Annotated in this window: 16 protein-coding genes, 1 rRNA gene and 1 pseudogene; 13 read left to right on the top strand and 5 right to left on the bottom strand. The window is 73.9% G+C overall.

Annotated elements, in window-relative coordinates; all coding sequences use genetic code 11:
- Positions 1 to 92, top strand: a 5S ribosomal RNA gene (gene rrf, locus ACZ7DL_RS32340); the annotation flags it as partial.
- A gap of 30 nt (positions 93 to 122) precedes the next feature.
- On the opposite strand, the gene ACZ7DL_RS32335 is transcribed toward rrf, so the two are convergent.
- On the bottom strand, positions 123 to 1,082 hold the full coding sequence (locus ACZ7DL_RS32335; RefSeq protein ID WP_470779649.1) for a hypothetical protein: 960 nt from the start codon (positions 1,080 to 1,082) through the stop codon (positions 123 to 125).
- Between the two features lie 288 nt (positions 1,083 to 1,370).
- Here ACZ7DL_RS32335 and ACZ7DL_RS32330 point away from each other — a divergent pair, with 288 nt between their 5' ends.
- Positions 1,371 to 2,105: a tetratricopeptide repeat protein gene (locus ACZ7DL_RS32330; RefSeq protein ID WP_470779646.1), complete on the top strand. Its 735-nt coding sequence runs from the start codon at positions 1,371 to 1,373 to the stop codon at positions 2,103 to 2,105.
- An 84-nt stretch (positions 2,106 to 2,189) separates the two neighbouring features.
- On the opposite strand, the gene ACZ7DL_RS32325 is transcribed toward ACZ7DL_RS32330, so the two are convergent.
- Positions 2,190 to 3,473: a DUF1015 domain-containing protein gene (locus tag ACZ7DL_RS32325; RefSeq protein ID WP_470779634.1), complete on the bottom strand. Its 1,284-nt coding sequence runs from the start codon at positions 3,471 to 3,473 to the stop codon at positions 2,190 to 2,192.
- Positions 3,474 to 3,546: 73 nt separating this feature from the next.
- Here ACZ7DL_RS32325 and ACZ7DL_RS32320 point away from each other — a divergent pair, with 73 nt between their 5' ends.
- From ACZ7DL_RS32320 to ACZ7DL_RS32305, 4 genes are all read left to right on the top strand, one after another.
- Positions 3,547 to 4,575 (top strand): HAD-IIA family hydrolase, encoded by a 1,029-nt coding sequence (locus ACZ7DL_RS32320; RefSeq protein WP_470779632.1) that lies wholly within the window; start codon positions 3,547 to 3,549, stop codon positions 4,573 to 4,575.
- 80 nt (positions 4,576 to 4,655) lie between these two features.
- A complete protein-coding gene (locus ACZ7DL_RS32315) occupies positions 4,656 to 5,699 on the top strand; it encodes a FecCD family ABC transporter permease (protein ID WP_470779631.1) in 1,044 nt (347 codons plus the stop codon).
- Positions 5,696 to 6,742, top strand: a complete 1,047-nt coding sequence (locus ACZ7DL_RS32310) for a FecCD family ABC transporter permease (protein ID WP_470779629.1) — start codon at positions 5,696 to 5,698, stop codon at positions 6,740 to 6,742. Before ACZ7DL_RS32315 ends, ACZ7DL_RS32310 begins: the two co-directional genes overlap by 4 nt.
- A complete protein-coding gene (locus ACZ7DL_RS32305) occupies positions 6,739 to 7,611 on the top strand; it encodes an ABC transporter ATP-binding protein (RefSeq protein ID WP_470779628.1) in 873 nt (290 codons plus the stop codon). Before ACZ7DL_RS32310 ends, ACZ7DL_RS32305 begins: the two co-directional genes overlap by 4 nt.
- On the opposite strand, the gene ACZ7DL_RS32300 is transcribed toward ACZ7DL_RS32305, so the two are convergent.
- A complete protein-coding gene (locus ACZ7DL_RS32300; RefSeq protein WP_470779626.1) occupies positions 7,595 to 7,942 on the bottom strand; it encodes a sterol-binding protein in 348 nt (115 codons plus the stop codon). The two genes, ACZ7DL_RS32305 and ACZ7DL_RS32300, sit on opposite strands and share 17 nt — an antisense overlap.
- A 41-nt stretch (positions 7,943 to 7,983) precedes the next feature.
- Here ACZ7DL_RS32300 and ACZ7DL_RS32295 point away from each other — a divergent pair, with 41 nt between their 5' ends.
- The 6 genes from ACZ7DL_RS32295 (at position 7,984) to ACZ7DL_RS32270 (ending at position 14,179) form a co-directional block, all read left to right on the top strand.
- Entirely contained in the window at positions 7,984 to 8,262 is a 279-nt protein-coding gene (locus ACZ7DL_RS32295; RefSeq protein ID WP_470779625.1) for a hypothetical protein, read from the top strand.
- Positions 8,263 to 8,317: 55 nt separating this feature from the next.
- Positions 8,318 to 9,133 (top strand): TlyA family RNA methyltransferase, encoded by an 816-nt coding sequence (locus ACZ7DL_RS32290; protein WP_470779623.1) that lies wholly within the window; start codon positions 8,318 to 8,320, stop codon positions 9,131 to 9,133.
- Positions 9,130 to 10,047 (top strand): NAD kinase, encoded by a 918-nt coding sequence (locus ACZ7DL_RS32285; RefSeq protein WP_470779621.1) that lies wholly within the window; start codon positions 9,130 to 9,132, stop codon positions 10,045 to 10,047. The genes ACZ7DL_RS32290 and ACZ7DL_RS32285 overlap by 4 nt, the downstream gene beginning before the upstream one ends.
- A 39-nt stretch (positions 10,048 to 10,086) precedes the next feature.
- The gene (gene recN, locus ACZ7DL_RS32280) at positions 10,087 to 11,829 is read left to right on the top strand and encodes a DNA repair protein RecN (protein ID WP_470779619.1); all 1,743 of its coding nucleotides are present in this window, start codon (positions 10,087 to 10,089) and stop codon (positions 11,827 to 11,829) included.
- Between the two features lie 162 nt (positions 11,830 to 11,991).
- Complete coding sequence (locus ACZ7DL_RS32275) at positions 11,992 to 12,741, top strand: hypothetical protein (protein WP_470779617.1); 750 nt, start codon at positions 11,992 to 11,994, stop codon at positions 12,739 to 12,741.
- 292 nt (positions 12,742 to 13,033) lie between these two features.
- Positions 13,034 to 14,179 carry a glycosyltransferase family 4 protein gene (locus ACZ7DL_RS32270; protein WP_470779616.1) on the top strand — a complete coding sequence of 382 codons (1,146 nt, stop codon included), beginning with the start codon at positions 13,034 to 13,036 and terminating at the stop codon, positions 14,177 to 14,179.
- Here the strand turns inward: ACZ7DL_RS32270 and ACZ7DL_RS32265 are convergent.
- Positions 14,176 to 15,822, bottom strand: coding sequence for a PucR family transcriptional regulator (locus tag ACZ7DL_RS32265; RefSeq protein ID WP_470779615.1), 1,647 nt, complete (start codon positions 15,820 to 15,822; stop codon positions 14,176 to 14,178). The two genes, ACZ7DL_RS32270 and ACZ7DL_RS32265, sit on opposite strands and share 4 nt — an antisense overlap.
- A gap of 70 nt (positions 15,823 to 15,892) precedes the next feature.
- On the opposite strand from ACZ7DL_RS32265, the pseudogene ACZ7DL_RS32260 reads away from it, so the two are divergent.
- Positions 15,893 to 16,324 (top strand): annotated as a pseudogene (locus tag ACZ7DL_RS32260) (APC family permease); the annotation flags it as partial.
- 20 nt (positions 16,325 to 16,344) lie between these two features.
- Here the strand turns inward: ACZ7DL_RS32260 and ACZ7DL_RS32255 are convergent.
- A complete protein-coding gene (locus tag ACZ7DL_RS32255; protein ID WP_470779613.1) occupies positions 16,345 to 17,727 on the bottom strand; it encodes an FAD-binding protein in 1,383 nt (460 codons plus the stop codon).
- Positions 17,728 to 17,777: the final 50 nt, after the last annotated feature.

The raw sequence follows: 17,777 nt of genomic DNA, 5'->3' as shown, positions 1-17,777 counted from the left end.
CGCCCGGTTACATACCGAACCCGGAAGCTAAGCCTCACAGCGCCGATGGTACTGCAGGGGGGACCCTGTGGGAGAGTAGGACGCCGCCGAACAATCTTTGGAGGACCCCTGGTCACCAGCGTTCAGCTGGGACCAGGGGTCCTTTTGTTTTTACAATGCTTGCGGTACCGAAGACAGGAGTCACCATGTCCACCAACTCTCCCGACGACCGACCGGAGCGCGACCAGCGGCGACGGGACAGTGGTGACCGTGGTGATCGCGGTGACCGCGGTGGCTTCCGCCGTGACAACGACCGGCGCGACAGCGACCGGCGCGACAACGACCGTGGTGGCTACGGCCGCCGCGACGACCGCCGTGGTGGCGACGACCGCCGTGGTGGCGGCTACCGCCGCGAGGGTGAGCGCGGCTCGCGTCCGGGATTCCAGCGGGACGACCGCGACCGTGGTGACCGCGGTGGTGACCGCGGTGGGTTCCGTCGGGACGACCGCCGTGACGACCGCCGCGATGACCGTCGGGGCGACGACCGCGGCGGGTTCCGCCGTGACGACCGCGGTGACCGCGGTGACCGCCCCTCCTTCCGCCGCGACGACCGCCCCGGCTACGGCCGGCGTGACGACCACCGCGGTGGTTTCCGCCGTGACGACCGGCGTGACGACCGACGCGACGACCGCGACCGTGGCGAGCGTGGCGGATTCCGTCGCGACGACCGCCGTGACGACCGCCGTGACGACCGCCGTGACGACCGCCGTGACGACCGGCGTGACGACGACCGCGGCGGGTTCCGCCGTGACGAGCGCAGGGACGACAGCCGTGGCGGCGGCTACCGCCGTGAGGGTGAGCGGGGTGCGCGCCCGGCGTTCCGTCGTGACGACCGCCGCGATGACCGCGGGGACCGTGGTTTCCGCCGGGACGACCGCCGGGACGACCGCCGGGACGACCGCCGCGACGACCGTGGCGACCGCCCCTCCTTCCGCCGCGATGACGACCGCGCCGGCTACGGCCGCCGTGACGACCGTCGGGGCGACGACCGCGGTGGCTTCCGTCGCGACGACCACCGCCGTGACGACCGCCGTGACGACCACCGCCGCGATGACCGGCGGGACGACCGGCGTGACGACCGTCGGGGTGACGACCGCGGCGGGTTCCGGCGTGACGACAGCCGGGGGGAGCGCGGTGGCTTCCGGGGCCGTGACGACCGCGGAGGCCGCGACGACCGCGGGGGCCGTGGGCCCCGTCGGGACGACCGGGGCGGTCGGCCCGGTGGTTTCCGCGGGCGCGACGGCCGGGACGACCGCCGTGGCGGTGGCCGGTTCCGCGATGACCGCGACCGCGACCGCGACCGTGACAGGGACCGGGAGCCGATCAAGCGGCTGCCGATCCCGGAGGACGTCACCGGTGACGAGATCGACAAGGACGTCCGGCAGGAGCTCCAGAGCCTGCCCAAGACGCTCGCCGAGGATGTCGCCAAGAACCTTGTCATGGTCGCCCGGCTGATCGACGAGGACCCCGAGGGCGCCTACGGCTACTCCAAGGTGGCCCTGCGCCTGGCGTCCCGTGTGGCCGCCGTACGCGAGGCCGCCGGGTTCGCCGCGTACGCGAACCAGAAGTACAGCGAGGCCCTTGCCGAGTTCCGGGCCGCCCGGCGGATGACCGGCAGCGTGGAGCTGTGGCCGGTGATGGCCGACTGCGAGCGCGGGCTCGGGCGGCCGGAGAAGGCGCTGGACATGGCCGGCGCCTCGGAGGTCCACAAGCTGGACAAGGCCGGTCAGGTCGAGATGCGGCTCGTCGCCGCCGGTGCCCGGCGGGACATGGACCAGCTGGACGCGGCCATCGTGACCCTCCAGAGCCCCGAGCTGGCCTCCAACTCGGTGCAGCCGTGGACCGCGCGCCTGCGGTACGCGTACGCCGACGCCCTGCTGGCCGCCGGCCGCGAGCGCGAGGCACGGGAGTGGTTCGCGAAGGCCGTCGAGGCCGACCGGGACGGCAGCACGGACGCCTCGGACCGGCTCGCCGAGCTGGACGGTGTCGAGTTCGTCGACGCCCTGGCCGAGGACGCCGTCGACGAGTCCGAGAACGGTGCCCCGGAGGACGGGGACAAGGACTGACGTGAGTCGGTGACAGCAGACGAAGAGGGCAGGCTCCGCCGGGAGCCTGCCCTCTTCGTCGTAGGGGGTCTTCTCGCGACCGCCTCAGATCTCCAGCGCCCGCAGCACCAGCCCCGACGCCGGTTTCGGGCCGAACGACGTCGACTTGCGGGGCATCGTCACGCCCTGCCGGGCCAGGTCGCGTACGACCTCCTCGCGGACCGGGTGCATCAGCACGGCCGTACTGCCGTCGCGTTCCGCCTTCTCGACCGTCGCCGCCGTGTCGTGGATGTAGGCGATGTGGGCCGAGGAGTCCTCGGGGATGCGCCAGACGTGGTCCAGGAGCGTGGCGTGCAGCACCGTGGCGTCCAGGGAGCGCCAGGCGGCCGGCCGGTCCGCCGGGATCGTCCGGGCCAGCAGCCCGGGGTCCGGGCGGTCGAGCAGGTGGAAGGCGCCGTCGCCGGCCAGCAGGAAGGCGTTGCCCCCGCAGCAGGCGTCCGCGAGCGCCGCCATGGCCTCGGGCAGCGGCAGGTCGAGGCGTCGTACCCGGAACAGGCCGTCCACCGCCGACAGTGCGTCGGGGACCCGCAGGCCGTGCAGCAGCCGGTGGATGGCGCGGACGCGCAGCGGATAGCGGACGGTGTCGACCAGCAGGACCAGGCCGTAGTCCCAGGGGCTGGGAGAGGGGTGTTCCGCGCGCAGCCGCCGGTAGGTGGCCCAGCGATGGTGGCCGTCGGCGATCAAAGCCTGGCGGCCGGCGAGGTCGCTCTGGATGAGGGCGAGGTCGTCGGGGGCGGTGACGGACCACAGGCGGTGCCGGAAGCCGTCCTCGGTCGTCGTGGCCAGCAGCGGCGGGCGCTCCGCCGTGCGCTCGACCACCTCGGCCGCCGCGCCGTCGCCCCGGTATGTCAGCAGCAGCGGCTCCAGGTTCGCGCGTGTGGCCCGCATCAGGGCCGCGCGGTCGGCCACCACGGGCGGCATGACGTCCTCGTGCGGCAGCACCACGCCCTCCCCCGGCTCCGAGACCCGCAGGGTGCCGATGACCCCGCGCTGGATCATGCCGTCGCCGTCCCGCTGCTCGTACACGTACAGGCCGGGCTCCGGGTCGGCGGTGAGGACGCCCTCGTCCAGCCAGCGGCGCAGCGTGTCGGCCGCCTGCTCGGTGCCGGCGCTCGGCGTGCCGGCCTGGGGCAGGATCAGCCGGACGATGTTGTACGGGTCGGCCGACTGGAGGTGGTGCAGGCCGTCGGGCCGTACGACGACGTCGTAGGGAGGGGACGTGACAGAGGCGAGGCTGCCGACCCGGTCGGGGTCGTAACGGAGGCCTCGGAACGGGATGAGTTCCAGACCGCGGCGCTGCGTTGCCTCCAGGTGACCTGCTGTGTTCATCCCGGCATCGTACGTGTGTCAGCGGCATGCGGGATGATCGGGGGAAAGCGAGTGAACGAGGAGCGATGTGGACATGAGCCAGGGCGTCAGGACGAGGCCCGAGAGCAGTGGGCGGCCCCTGAGCGAGGCGTACGACACGGCGCTGCTCGACCTGGACGGGGTGGTCTACGCGGGCGGGAACGCGATCGCGCACGCGGTCGACTCGCTGGCGGTGGCCCGGGCGGGCGGGATGCGTCTGGCGTACGTCACCAACAACGCGCTGCGCACCCCGGACACTGTGGCCGAGCACCTGACGGAGCTGGGCATACCGACGGGGGCGGAGGAGGTCATCACCTCGGCGCAGGCGGTCGCGCGGCTGATCAGCGAGCAGGTGCCGGCCGGGGCACGGGTGCTGGTGATCGGCGGTGAGGGGCTGCGGGTGGCGCTGCGCGAGCGCGGTCTGACGCCGGTGGAGTCGGCGGACGACGACCCGGCGGCGGTCGTGCAGGGGTACGGCGGTCCCGAGCTGCCCTGGGGCCGGTTCGCGGAGGCGTCGTACGCCATCCGGCGTGGGGTGCCGTGGTTCGCGTCCAACACCGATCTGACGATTCCGAGCGGGCGGGGCATCGCACCGGGCAACGGGGCGGCCGTGGAGGTCGTCCGGATCGCGACCGGCGCCGAGCCGCAGGTCGCGGGCAAGCCGCTGCCCCCGATGCACCGGGAGACGATCATCCGGACCGGTGCCGAGCGCCCGCTGGTGGTCGGGGACCGGCTGGACACGGACATCGAGGGCGCGTTCAACGGCGGGGTGGACTCGCTGCTGGTGCTGACCGGTGTCACCGACGGGACGCAGCTGCTGGCCGCGCCGCCGCAGCACCGACCGACGTATGTGGACGCCGATCTGCGCGGGATGCTCGGCGGGCAGCCGGAGATCGCCCGTGAGGGTGAGGGTTTCCGCTGCGGTGGGTGGACGGCGTCGGCCGGGACCGACCGGCTGGAGCTGACGGGCGACGGCGAGGCGCTGGACGGGCTGCGGGCGCTGTGCGCGGCGGCCTGGACGGCGGCCGGGAAGGGTTCGTGCGCGCTGGACGGGGGGAAGGCACTGGCCAGGCTCGGGCTCTGACGGTCCCTCGGCAGGACGGGGGCGGGGCTCACAGGCACCGGGGATCGAGATCGTATGCGAGGGTAGGCTAACCTAACCTCGTGTTGGTCGACAGTCCTCCGGAACAGCGCGCGGAGACCGCCCCCGCGCCCCCAACCCGCCGGGCGGTGCGGGCCTTTGGGCTCCTGCTCTCGGCCGTGCTCCTGGCGCTCGTCGCGCTGGCGAGCATCGCGATCGGGGCGAAGGCACTGTCCCTGGACCAGGTCTGGCACGGCCTGTTCCACGACTCGGGGACCTACGGTGACGTGGTCGTCGACGCGCGGTTCTCGCGCACGGTCCTCGGCCTGCTGACCGGTGCCGCGCTCGGTCTCTCGGGCGCGGTGCTCCAGGCGCTGACCCGCAACCCGCTGGCCGACCCCGGGCTGCTCGGCATCAACGCGGGCGCCTCCGCCGCCGTCGTCACGGCCATCACCTACTTCGGCGTCACCAGCCTCACCGGCTATGTGTGGTTCGCGTTCCTCGGCGCGGCGGCGGTCGGCGCGCTGGTGTGGTTCCTGGGCGGCAGCCGGGGCGCCACCCCGGTACGGCTCGCCCTCGCCGGCACGGCGATCAGCGCGGCCCTGTACGGCTACCTCCAGGCCGTGATGATCACGGACGGTGCGGCGCTGGGCAAGATGCGCTTCTGGACGGTGGGTTCGCTGGCCTCGGCCACCGACTCGACCATCGTGCAGGTGCTGCCGTTCCTCGCGGTCGGCACGGTCCTCGCACTCGTACTGGCCCGGCCGCTGAACGCCGTGGAGATGGGCGACGACACCGCCCGCGCCCTCGGCGCGAACCTGGACCGCACCCGGGCGCTGGCCATGCTGTCCGCCGTCATGCTGAGCGGTGCCGCGACCGCCGCCTGCGGCCCGATCGTCTTCGTCGGCCTGATGGTCCCGCACGTCGTGCGCTCGTTCACCGGCCCCGACCTGCGCTGGATCCTGCCGTACGCGACGGTCCTGGCGCCCGTGCTGCTGCTCGGCGCCGATGTCATCGGCCGGGTCGTGACCCGCCCTTCGGAGCTTCAGGTCGGCATCGTCACCGCGGTCATCGGCGGCCCGGTCTTCATCTTTCTCGTACGACGGCGGAGGACGGCCCAGCTGTGAAGACCCACTCCAGGAGCCGTGCCGTACGCATTCCCGGCGGGTTCTCCCTGCGCCTGGACCCGCGTGCCCTCGTCGTGGTCGTCCTGCTGCTGGCCGCCGCCGGTGCCGCCGGTGTCGCGCTGATCGGCACCGGGGACGCGAAGATACCGGCGGCCGACGTGTTGCGGACGCTGGCCGGGAACGGCACCGCCTACCAGGACTTCATCGTCAACGAGCTACGGCTGCCGCGCGTCCTGGTCGGCCTGCTGGTCGGTGCCTCGCTCGGCCTGGGCGGCGCGCTCTTCCAGTCCGTCGCCCGCAACCCGCTCGGCAGCCCGGACATGCTCGGCCTCTCGCAGGGCTCGACGGCCGGCGCGCTGACCGTGATCGTGCTGATGTCGGGCAGCGCCTTCCAGGTCACCATGGGCGCGCTCGCCGGCGGCCTGGTGACCGGTGTCGCCATCTACGTGCTGGCCTGGAAGCGGGGCGTGCACGGGTACCGGCTGGTGCTGGTCGGCATCGGCGTCAACGCCGTCGCCACGGCGGTCAACGGCTATCTGCTCACCAAGGCCGACCTGGTCGACGCGGCCCGTGCGGTGGTGTGGATGACCGGGTCGCTGGGCGGCCGCGACTGGGAGCAGGTCCGGCCGCTGCTCGCGCTGTGCGCCGTGCTCGTCCCGCTGGTCCTCGCCAATGCGCGCGGCCTGCGGATGATGGAGATGGGCGACGACATCTCGAACGCGCTCGGCGTCCGCGTCCAGCGGGTCCGGCTCGTGCTGGTGGTCTCCTCCGTCCTGCTCACCGCCGCCGCCACGGCCGCCGCGGGCCCCGTCAGCTTCGTCGCGCTGACCGCGCCGCAGCTCGCCCGTCGCCTGACCCGCTCGCCGGGGCCGAACCTGGTGCCGTCCCTCTGCATGGGCGCCGCCCTGCTGGTCGCCGCGGACTGGGTCTCCCAGCGCGTCTTCGGCGCCGACCAGCTGCCCGTCGGCGTGGTCACCGGCGTCCTCGGCGGCGCGTATCTGCTGTGGCTGCTGGTCACCGAGCGCCGGGCGGGCCGGATATGAAACGCACGCAGGGCCCGGACACGGACGGCACGAACACGAACACCCCTAGGAGCACAGTGAACCGCCTGTCCGCCGAGAACGTCACCCTCGCCTACGACCAGCGCGTCATCGCCGAGCAGCTGTCGGTGGAGATCCCCGACAACTCCTTCACGGTGATCGTCGGCCCGAACGCGTGCGGCAAGTCGACGCTGCTGCGGGCGCTGTCGCGGATGCTCAAGCCCAGCCGGGGCCGGGTCCTGCTGGACGGGCAGGCCATCCAGTCGATGCCCGCGAAGAAGGTCGCGCGGACCCTCGGCCTGCTGCCCCAGTCGTCCGTCGCGCCCGACGGCATCACGGTCGCCGACCTCGTCGGGCGCGGCCGCTATCCGCACCAGGGCCTGCTGCGGCAGTGGTCCGCGGAGGACGAGCGGGTCGTCCAGCAGTCGATGCGGCAGACCGGGGTCGCCGAGCTGGCGGAGCGGTACGTGGACGAGCTGTCCGGCGGACAGCGGCAGCGCGTGTGGATCGCCATGGCGCTCGCCCAGCAGACCCCGCTGCTCCTCCTGGACGAGCCGACCACCTACCTGGACATCCAGCACCAGATCGACGTTCTCGACCTGTGCGCCGAGCTGCACGAGACGCAGGGCCGCACCCTCGTCGCCGTCCTGCACGACCTCAACCACGCGGCCCGCTACGCCACGCACCTCATCGCGCTGCGCGGCGGCAGGGTGATCGCCGAGGGCGCGCCGAACGACATCGTCACGGCCGAGCTGGTCGAGGCGGTGTTCGGGCTGCGCTGCCAGGTCATCGAGGACCCGGAGACGGGGACTCCGCTCGTGGTGCCGGCGGCCCGCAAGGCGCGCGCCGAGAGGGTTACAGCAGCTTCCTGAGCCGGAACAGGTCCAGCAGGCTCGCCTCCAGCCGGACGCGTCCCCTGCCCCAGGCGGTGGCGAAGTTCAGCTCGCCGCCCACCAGGGCCACCAGGTCGTCCCCGGCCAAGGCGAGCCGGATCTGTGCCTTCTCGCGAGGCGGCCCGGGAAGGGTCTCGTCCACCTCGATCCGGCCGCCGGTCATCCGGCCGGCGAAGGTGACGTCCAGGTCGGTGATGTGGCAGCTCACCGAGCGGTCCAGGACGGCGGCCGCGCGGACCTCCCCCTCGGCACCCTGCATGTTGTCCGAAAGCTTCCCCAGTGCGGCGCGGCACTCCTCGATCGTGGCCATCGCCACGACGGTACCCCAGCGGTTCGGGGTAGCGTCTGGGCATGAGCGAGTCCGTGCCCGAGCCCGAGACCGGCACCGAGGCGGCGCCCGCGTACGACCCCGCGGCCCCCGCCCCCCTGAACGTCCCGCGCACCCCCACCGGCAACGCCGAGGTCGACGCCCAGCTCGCCCGGCTGGGCGATGCCGACCACCTCACCACCGACGGCCATGTCGAGGTGTACGAGGATGTACACCGGGGGCTGCGCGACGCGCTCACCGCGCTCGACGCCCGCCCGGGACCTCCGGCTCCCACCCGTCACCCGACCGCCGCCCCTCAATGAGACCCTTCGGGTCACACCTTTTGATGGCAATTCGAAAGCAGGAGCTGAACCGAACGTGGCAGGAGTCGCACGCCGCCGTCTCGACGCGGAGCTGGTCCGCCGGAAGCTCGCCCGCTCGCGTGAGCACGCCAGCCAGCTGATCGCCGCGGGGCGGGTCACCGTCGGCAAGACCGTGGCGACCAAGCCGGCCACGCAGGTGGAGACCGCGGTGGCGATCGTCGTCCAGGCCGACGACAGCGACCCGGACTACGTCTCCCGCGGCGGGCACAAGCTCGCCGGCGCGCTGGAGGCCTTCGTGCCGCAGGGGCTGGTCGTCGAGGGCCGGCGCGCACTGGACGCCGGGGCGTCCACGGGCGGCTTCACCGACGTCCTGCTGCGCGCGGGCGCCGCCCATGTCGTCGCCGTGGACGTCGGCTACGGGCAGCTCGCCTGGTCTCTCCGGAACGATGAACGCGTCACCGTCAAGGACCGTACGAACGTACGCGAGTTGACGCTTGAGGCAATCGATGGGGAACCTGTGGATCTTGTCGTGGGCGATCTGTCCTTCATCCCGCTCGGGCTGGTGCTGCCCGCCCTGAAGCGGTGCGTGACGCCGGACGCCGACCTGGTGATGATGGTCAAGCCGCAGTTCGAGGTGGGGAAGGAGCGGCTCGGCAGCGGGGGTGTCGTACGGAGTCCGCAGCTGCGGGCGGAGGCCGTGCGGGGAGTGGCCGAGAAGGCGTGGGAGCTGGGGCTCGGGGTGCGGGGCGTCACCGCGAGTCCGCTGCCCGGGCCCTCGGGGAACGTCGAGTACTTTCTCTGGCTGCGGGCGGGGGCACCCCAGGTGGACCCGGCCGACGTCGACCGTGCAGTGGCGGAGGGGCCGCGTTGACACAGAACATGGCGCGTACTGTTTTCCTGCTCGCCCACACCGGGCGGCCCGCGGCGATCCGCAGCGCGGAACTCGTCGTCAAGGGCCTGCTGCGGCATGGCATCGGGGTGCGGGTGCTGGAGGAGGAGGCGCGCGACCTGCCGCTCCCGGACGAGGTGGCCCTCGTCAAGGAGGCGACTCCGCAGTGCCTGGACGGGTGCGAGCTGCTGATCGTGCTGGGCGGCGACGGCACGCTGCTGCGCGGGGCCGAGTTCGCGCGGGCCTCCGGGGTGCCGATGCTCGGCGTCAACCTGGGGCGCGTCGGGTTCCTCGCGGAGGCCGAGCGGGACGACCTCGATCGGGTGGTCGACCGGGTGGTCGCGCGCTCGTACGAGGTCGAGGAGCGGATGACCGTCGACGTCGTCGTGCACCGCAACGGGGACATCGTGCACACCGACTGGGCGCTGAACGAGGCGGCCGTGCAGAAGGCCGGCGCCGAGAAGCTGCTGGAAGTCGTGCTGGAGATCGACGGGCGGCCGGTGACGGGGTTCGGGTGTGACGGCGTGGTGCTGTCCACGCCGACCGGGTCCACGGCGTACGCGTTCTCCGCCGGCGGGCCGGTGGTGTGGCCGGAGGTGGAGGCGCTGCTGATGGTGCCGATCAGCGCGCACGCGCTGTTCGCCAAGCCGCTGGTGACGTCTCCGGACTCGGTGCTCGCGGTGGAGGTGCTGCCGCACATTCCGCCCGGTGTGCTGTGGTGCGACGGGCGGCGGACCGTGGAGCTGCCGCCCGGGGCGCGGGTCGAGGTGCGGCGCGGAGCGGTGCCGGTGCGGCTGGCCCGGTTGCACCATTCGTCGTTCACGGACCGGTTGGTGGCGAAGTTCGCGCTGCCCACCACGGGATGGCGGGGGGCGCCGCACCACTCCTCGGAGTGACACAGGCGGCCCATGTGCGCTCCCCACCCCGGACCTCGTATGGTCTGTTCCGTGTTGGAGGAGATGCGGATACGGTCGCTCGGGGTCATCGACGATGCCGTCGTCGAGCTGTCGCCGGGGTTCACCGCGGTCACCGGTGAGACGGGTGCGGGCAAGACCATGGTGGTGACCAGCCTGGGGTTGCTGCTCGGCGGCCGGGCGGACCCGGCGCTCGTGCGGATCGGGGCCGAGAAGGCGGTCGTGGAGGGACGGGTCACCGTTCCCGCGGACGCCGCCGTCGCCGTACGCGCCGAGGAGGCCGGGGCCGAGCTGGACGACGGGGCCCTGCTGATCAGCCGTACCGTTTCCGCCGAGGGCCGCTCCCGGGCGCATCTGGGCGGGCGCAGCGTCCCCGTCGGGCTGCTCGCCGAGCTGGCCGACGACCTGGTGGCCGTGCACGGGCAGACCGACCAGCAGGGGCTGCTGAAGCTGTCCCGGCAGCGGCAGGCACTGGACCGGTACGCGGGTGACGCCGTCGCCGTGCCGCTCGCCAAGTACAGCGAGGCGTACAAGCGGCTGCGGGCCGTCTCCGCCGAGCTGGAGGAGATCACCACGCGCGCGCGTGAGCGGGCGCAGGAAGCCGACATGCTGCGGTACGGCCTCGACGAGGTCGCCGCGGTGGAGCCGCGGGCCGGTGAGGACGTGGAGCTGGCCGAGGAGGCCGAGCGGCTGGGGCACGCCGAGGCACTGTCGGCCGCCGCGACGGCCGCGCACGCCGCTCTCGCGGGCAATCCCGAGGACCCCGAGGGGATCGACGCCGCCACGCTCGTCGCGGGCGCCCACCGGGCCCTGGAGGCCGTGCGGTCGCACGATCCGGCGCTGGCCGCGCTCGCCGACCGGATCGCGGAGATCGGCATCCTGCTGGGCGATGTGGCGGGCGAGCTGGCGGGGTACGCCGACGATCTCGACGCCGACCCGCTGCGGCTGGCCGCCGTGGAGGAGCGCCGGGCCGCGCTGACCGCGCTGACGCGCAAGTACGGCGAGGACGTGAACGCGGTCCTGTCCTGGGCCGAGCAGAGCGCCGCGCGCCTGACCGAACTGGACGGCGACGACGAGCGGATCGCGGAGCTGACCGCCGAGCGGGATGCGCTGCGCACCGAACTGGGCGGCCTCGCACAGGCGTTGACGGACGCGCGGGCCGAGGCGGCCGAGCGGTTCGCCGCCGCCGTGACCGCCGAGCTGGCCTCGCTGGCGATGCCTCACGCGCGCGTGTCCTTCGACATCCGGCAGACCGAGGACCCCGAGGGTGTCGAGGTCGGCGGGCGGACGGTGGCCTACGGCCCGGCGGGCGTGGACGAGGTCGAACTGCTGCTCGCCCCGCACCCGGGCGCCCCGGCGCGGCCGATCGCCAAGGGCGCCTCCGGCGGTGAGCTGTCCCGGGTGATGCTGGCCGTGGAGGTCGTGTTCGCGGGCACCGACCCCGTGCCGACGTACCTCTTCGACGAGGTCGACGCGGGGGTCGGCGGCAAGGCGGCGGTCGAGATCGGCCGGCGCCTGGCGAAGCTCGCCAGGACCGCGCAGGTCGTCGTGGTCACCCACCTGCCCCAGGTCGCCGCGTTCGCCGACCGGCAGCTGCTGGTGGAGAAGACCAACGACGGCTCGGTCACCCGCTCCGGGGTGAAGGTCCTGGAGGGCGAGGAACGCGTCCGCGAACTCTCCCGCATGCTGGCGGGGCAGGAGGACTCCGAAACGGCCCGCGCCCACGCGGAGGAACTCCTGGCGACGGCCAGGGCGGACCTCTAGGCCCCCGGCCGGGCGAGCCCAGCGCCCGCCCGGCCTACGGCGTCACTCCTGTCGCTTCATACGGTGCCGGGCCATGTGCCACGCCCACCGGGCTGCCTGCCCGCACGCGCACATGCCCCTCGCGGGACGCCCGGGGACGTGGTGCCTCTTTAGGGTGGCCTGATGATCGTATGTGCGGACAGGAAGAGTGCCTTCGTCTCGGCCGCTGTGGTGACGTGCTCGGTGCACGCCGTGCTGCGGAAGGCCGCGCCCGGTGGCCGGGGGCGCTGGGAGCGGGTGAACCACGCCGGGCGGACCGTCGGGCTGTACGCCGGGCCGGCCGCGGTGCTGGGGGCGGCGGTCGCCGCCGGGCGGGTGCATCCCGGGGCCGGGTTCGCGGTGCTGGCCGCAGGGGGCTGTGGGGCGTACGACGATGTCGCCGGGGATCACCGGCGGGGGTTCCGGGCGCACCTGGGGGCGTTGCGGAAGGGCGAAGTCACCAGCGGTGCCGTGAAGTTGTTCGGGATATCGGCCGCGGGGCTGGCGGCCGGGGCGCTGATGAAGGAACGGCCGCTCGACCGGCTGCTCGCCGGGGTCGTGATCGCCGGGACCGCTCACTTCGTCAACCTCGTCGACGTACGGCCCGGGCGGGCCGCCGGCGCGGTGCTCGCGCTCGGGGCGCCGGGGCTGGTGCGGAAGGGGCCTGGGGCGCGGCTGGCCGCCGCGGCGATGGGGGCGGCCGCGGCCGTACTGCCCGAGGACCTGGGTGAGCGCGCGATGCTCGGGGACACGGGGGCGCACGCCCTCGGTGCCGCGCTCGGGGCGGCCGCCGTGGCGGGGAACCGGCGCGCGGGGCTGCTCGCGCACGCCGTCGCATGCGTGGCCGCGGCCCGGTACGGGGACCGGGTGAGCGCGTGGGCGCGGGCGCTGTGAGCGGCTGACCTCGTCGTATGCCCGGGCACACCGTTCGGCCCCGACGGCGTTTCCCTCACCCGTGTGGGTGATGTGCTCCGGCGCATTGCCCCGGCCCGCCGCCCGGTGCGCCGTCCCGGATGTCCCTGAACGGCCGTACGCCCTGGCATGCTTGCAGGGAACGCGGGGCGGGCAGCGGGTCCGGACAGTCCGCGCGGGAGGCACGCGGGGTGCGTCCTTCCGCCCCCCTGGGCCCGCTACCTTCTGTACGTTTCCTCGTGACCGCCCCACGTGAACCAGGAGCCCCGGCCCCGTGAGCCCCGTGAGCAGCAACGCACCGCACGGCCAGTCGCCGCTGCGCACCGTGCAGGTGCTCGGCGGAGGCAACGCCGGCAGCAGCGCGCATGTGCGCTCCCTGGCCGAGGGGCTCGTGGCAAGGGGCGTGCGGGTCACGGTGTGCGCCCCCGTCGAGGCCGACCGCGCCTACGGCTTCACGGGCGCCGGCGCCGAGCACGTGCACGTGCCGCGCAGCAGCGACCCCGTCTCCGTCGCCGCGCTCCGGACGGCCTGTGCCAACGCCGATCTGGTGCACGCCCACGGACTGCACGCCTCCTTCCGGGCCGTGCTCGCCCTGAGTGGGCGCAGCACTCCGCTGGTGGTCACCTGGCACAACCGCACCCACGGGGAGGGGCCGCGGGCGCAGCTGCTGCGGCTGCTGGAGCGGCGGGTGGCGAAGACCGCGGCCGTGGTCCTCGGCACCAGCTCCGACCTGGTCGACCGGGCCCGGCACACCGGTGCCCGGGACGCCCGGCTCGCCGCCGTGGCCCTGCCGGCCCGGCGCCGGACCGGCGATCTCGCGGACCCGGACGACCTCGACCGGCTACGACCCAAGATCCGCGCCGAACTAGGCGCCACCGGCCGCCCGCTGCTCCTCGCGGTCGGCTACCTGGACCGGCAGCGAGGCTACGAGCTGCTGCTCGACGCGGCCCGCGCCTGGCGGGACCTGGACCCCGTGCCGCAGGTGGTCGTCGCGGGGGAGGGACCACTGCGGCCGGTGCTCCAGCGGCGGATCGAGGACGAGGAGCTGCCGGTACGGCTCATCGGGCGCCGCGAGGACGTGCCCGAGCTGCTCGCCGCCGCCGATGTCGCCCTCCTGACGAGCAGTTGGGAGTCGCGGTCCGTCCTCGCCCAGGAGGCACTGCACGCGCGCGTGCCGCTCGTCGCCACCCGGGTCGGCGGCATCCCGGACCTCGTCGGCGACGCGGCGGAACTCGTCCCGTACGGCGACCCGGAAGCCCTGGCCGACACCGTCGTACGGCTGCTCGCGGACCCCGAGCGGTGCGCGCTGCTGCGGGAACGCGGGGTGCGGCAGGCCGCGACCTGGCCGACGGAGGACGAGACCGTCGCCCAAGTACTCAGCGTGTACGACGAGTTGACCCAGCCCCGGCCCTTGCCCTAGGGCACGTGGCGGCGGGCGCGCAGGGCCAGGCTCAATGCCAGGACCGTCTGCGGGTCGTCGAGGTCGGTGCCCAGCAACTCCCCGATGCGGGCGAGCCGGTTGTACAGCGTCTGCCGGTTGAGGTGCAGCTCACGGGCTGTCTCCGCCTTGCGGCCGGCGTGTGCCAGATAAGTCTCCAGGGTCGGCAGCAGCGGCGGTCTTGAGCGGTTGTCGTGGTCGCGCAGCGGGCCGATCGCACGGTCCACGAAGGCCGCCAGGTCCGGATGGTCACGCAGCCGCCACAACAGCAGGTCGATGTCGAGGCGCCGGGCGTCGTACCAGGGCCGGTCGGTCAGGCCCTGGGCCGCCGTCGCCGTCTCCGCCGCGTGCCGCAGCCCGGCCGACGCGGCCGCCCAGCCGCCGGCCACCCCGACGACCACGACCGGAAGCGGGGAGCCCGGCCGCTGCATCCCGGCGCGCTCCACGCCCGCCCGCAGCGCCGCCGCCACCCGGTCCGCGACCGCCGCCCGCTCCGACTCCGAGCGCAGCCCCAGCAACACCAGCACCCGGCCCTCCACCGGCCGGACGCCCAGCAGCACCGGCACTCCGACCGCGGCCAGTTCCTCGGAGACCGCCCGCGCCAGCACCGCCCAGCCCCCGCCGGGGGAGAGGGTGTCCCCGATCCGCATCACCACGGGCAGCAGCGGGCTGTCGCCGGGCTTGAAGCCTAGGACCCGGGCCTGCGCCGGGGCGTCCTCCGCCGCGATCCGGCCCTCGGCGAGATCGGTGAGAAAGTCGCCGCGCCCGCGTGCCGCCAGCTCCTCCTCCTGCCGGGCCTGCATCAGCACCACGGCCAGGATGCCGGCGGCCCGTTCGGCGGCGATCCGGTGCACCGGCGCCAGTGCGGAGCGGACCGGCAGCAGCACAAGGCGGGCGCGCACCGAGCCCGCCGTACCGGGGCCGCCGCCGGGCACGTCCACCAGCACCGAACCGGCGGGCGGCGGTGCCTCCTTGTGCGGGCCGCGCAACCCCTCCCACACCTGCAGCGGGTCCGCGCCCTCGGGCCCGGCCCCCGCCGCGTACAGCAGCCGGCCGTCGGCCGTCTCCAGGAACACCGGGTTGCCGCTGAAGTCGGCCAGGATGCCCAGCACCTGCGGTACCCCGCCGCCGCCCAGCAGGGCCTCGGTGCAGCGCCGGTGCACCTCCTCCGCGCGCTGGAGCAGTGCGTAGTGGCCGTTGACGATCTCGGTGTGGATCTCCTCGGTCACCGTCACGAACGGCACCTCGCGGTGCAGCTGCACCAGCGGCAGACCGGCCGCCCGGGCCGTGTCCACCAGGGCGGCGGGCAGCCGGCTGAACCGCGGGCCCAGCTCCACCACCAGGGCGGCGATCCCCCGCTCGGCCAGGGTCCGCACGAACGCCCGCTGCTCGGCCGGGCGGGTGCCCAGGCCGTAGCCGGTGGTGAGCAGCAGCTCCCCGCCCTTGAGCAGCGAGGCGATGTTCGGCACCTCGCCCGCGTGCACCCAGCGCACGGTGCGGCCGAGCCGGTCCGCGCCCGCGAGGACCTCCGGCAGCCCGCTGCGCAGCCCGGGCAGCTCCAGCGCCCGCTGCACGGTGATGCCGGCGCCCTGGGTGTCGAATCGGTGGTCCGTACGGCTGTCCATGCTGCGGACGCTACCTGCGCGCACGTTCCGGCGACATCTCCGCGGGGTCACGGCGGTGATCACCGGGCCCTGGGTCGGCTTCGAGTCGACCGCCATGTACGGCGAGGAGTCCCGCGACCCCAAGCGGGTCATCCCGCGCGCGACCCTCGTCTCCGTCGTCGGCGTCGGCCTGTTCTACATCTACGTCTCCTGGATGACCATCGCCGGCAACGGCCTGAAGGGCTCGGTGAAGGTCTCCGCCGGCGCGAGCCCGCTCGACCTGTTCTTCGACCCCGCGCACACCTTCATCGGCGCCTGGGCCGTCGACGCCTTCCAGTGGCTGCTCATCACCGGCTCGTTCGCCTGCGGAATGGCCTTCCACCGGTGCGCGGCCCGCTGTCTGTACGCCATCGGCCGCGAGGGCTTCCTGTACCCCGCCCTGGACCGCACCCACCCGCGGCACGGCTCGCCGTACCTCGTGTCCTTCGTGCAGTCCGTCATCGCCGTCGTCCTCGTCGCCGCCCTGAGCTGACCGCCGGCGGCTCAGACGGGCCTGATGTTGTGGTTGAAGCGGAACACGTTGTCGGGGTCGTAGCGCCGCTTCACCTTCTCCAGGCGCAGGGTGTTCCCGGCGCCCAGGCCCGCCCGCACCCGCTCGGGGCCCTCGTCGCCGATGAAGTTGAGGCAGACGGCGCCCGAGCTCCACGGCCGCAGCGCGGCGCGCACGTCTTGCACCCAGGCGATCGCCCGCTCGTCGTCGGCCGGGTCCGCCCAGATCCCGAACGGGTGCGCGGCCCAGGGGGCGTCCCGGTACGGCACCGGGTAGGCGTGCGGGCCGGCGGCGATCGCCCCGCCCTGCGGGAACAGGATGTGCCGGGTGCGGGTCGGCACCGGCATGCTGTCCGCGCGGGCGCAGAAGACGTCCACCGACTCGTCCGGCAGCCCGGTCAGACACTCCGCCGACCAGTGGTTCCGCAGTCCGGGCGGGGCGTCGAGCATGCACTGCACATCGGCGTACGGGATGTCACCGGCCAGCTCCACCTCGTGCGGCAGCGCGAGCAGCGGCTCCGCGAGCTTGCGCAGCTCGTCCTCGCCACCCGCGTACGTCAGCAGCACCGCGCACATCAGCGTGCCCACCAAATGCTCCGGCATGAACTCCTCGGGCGGGCCGGTCAGGTACAGCACCGCACCGCCCAGCTCGTCGGGCCCGCCGTCGATGACATCGCGGAAGACACGCACCGCGCCGGGGCCGGCCTCCGGCAGGAAAAGCAGCAGGACGACGGAGAACTCCGGCAGTTCGTGCAGCTGCAGGGTGAGCGCGGTGGCGATGCCGAAGTTGCCGCCCCCGCCGTGCAGCGCCCAGAACAGCTCCGGGTTCTCGTCCGCGCTCGCGTGCACCCGCTCGGCGTCCGCTGTCACCAGTTCGACGCCGAGGAGGTTGTCGACGGCGAGGCCGAAGGCCCGGTCCAGCCAGCCGGTGCCGCCGCCGAGGACGCAGCCGCCGACGCCGGTGGTGGAGGCCCGCCCGCCGGTCGTCGCGAGCCCGAACGGCTGGGTCGCCCGGTCCAGATGGCTCATCATGGCTCCGCCCTCGACCCGTACGGCCTCCGCCAGCGGATCGACCGTCACCTCGTGCATCCGGCGCAGATCCACCACGATCGCGCCGTCGCCCAGCGCCGTACCGGCCACGCTGTGGCCGCCGCCGCGCACCGCGATGTGTAGGTCCAACTCCCTGCCGAAGCGCACGGCCCGCACCACGTCGGTGGCGTCCGCGCACTGGGCGATCACCGCCGGCCGCCGGTCGATCATCGCGTTGAAGACCGTACGGGCCTCGTCGTAACCCGTGTCCCCGGGGGCGAGCACCGCACCGACCAGATCCTCGCGCAGCGCGGCGAGAGCCGTGCCCGCCTTCGAGAGAGAAGCCATGGCCGCCCCCTTCCGGAACAGGGGCTGTCGTTCGCTTCCAGAATAGGCGG

This window comes from Streptomyces sp. NPDC036984 (assembly GCF_055607665.1).
Note: the sequence above shows the minus strand (reverse complement) of the source record. Positions and strands in the feature narration are given on the sequence as shown.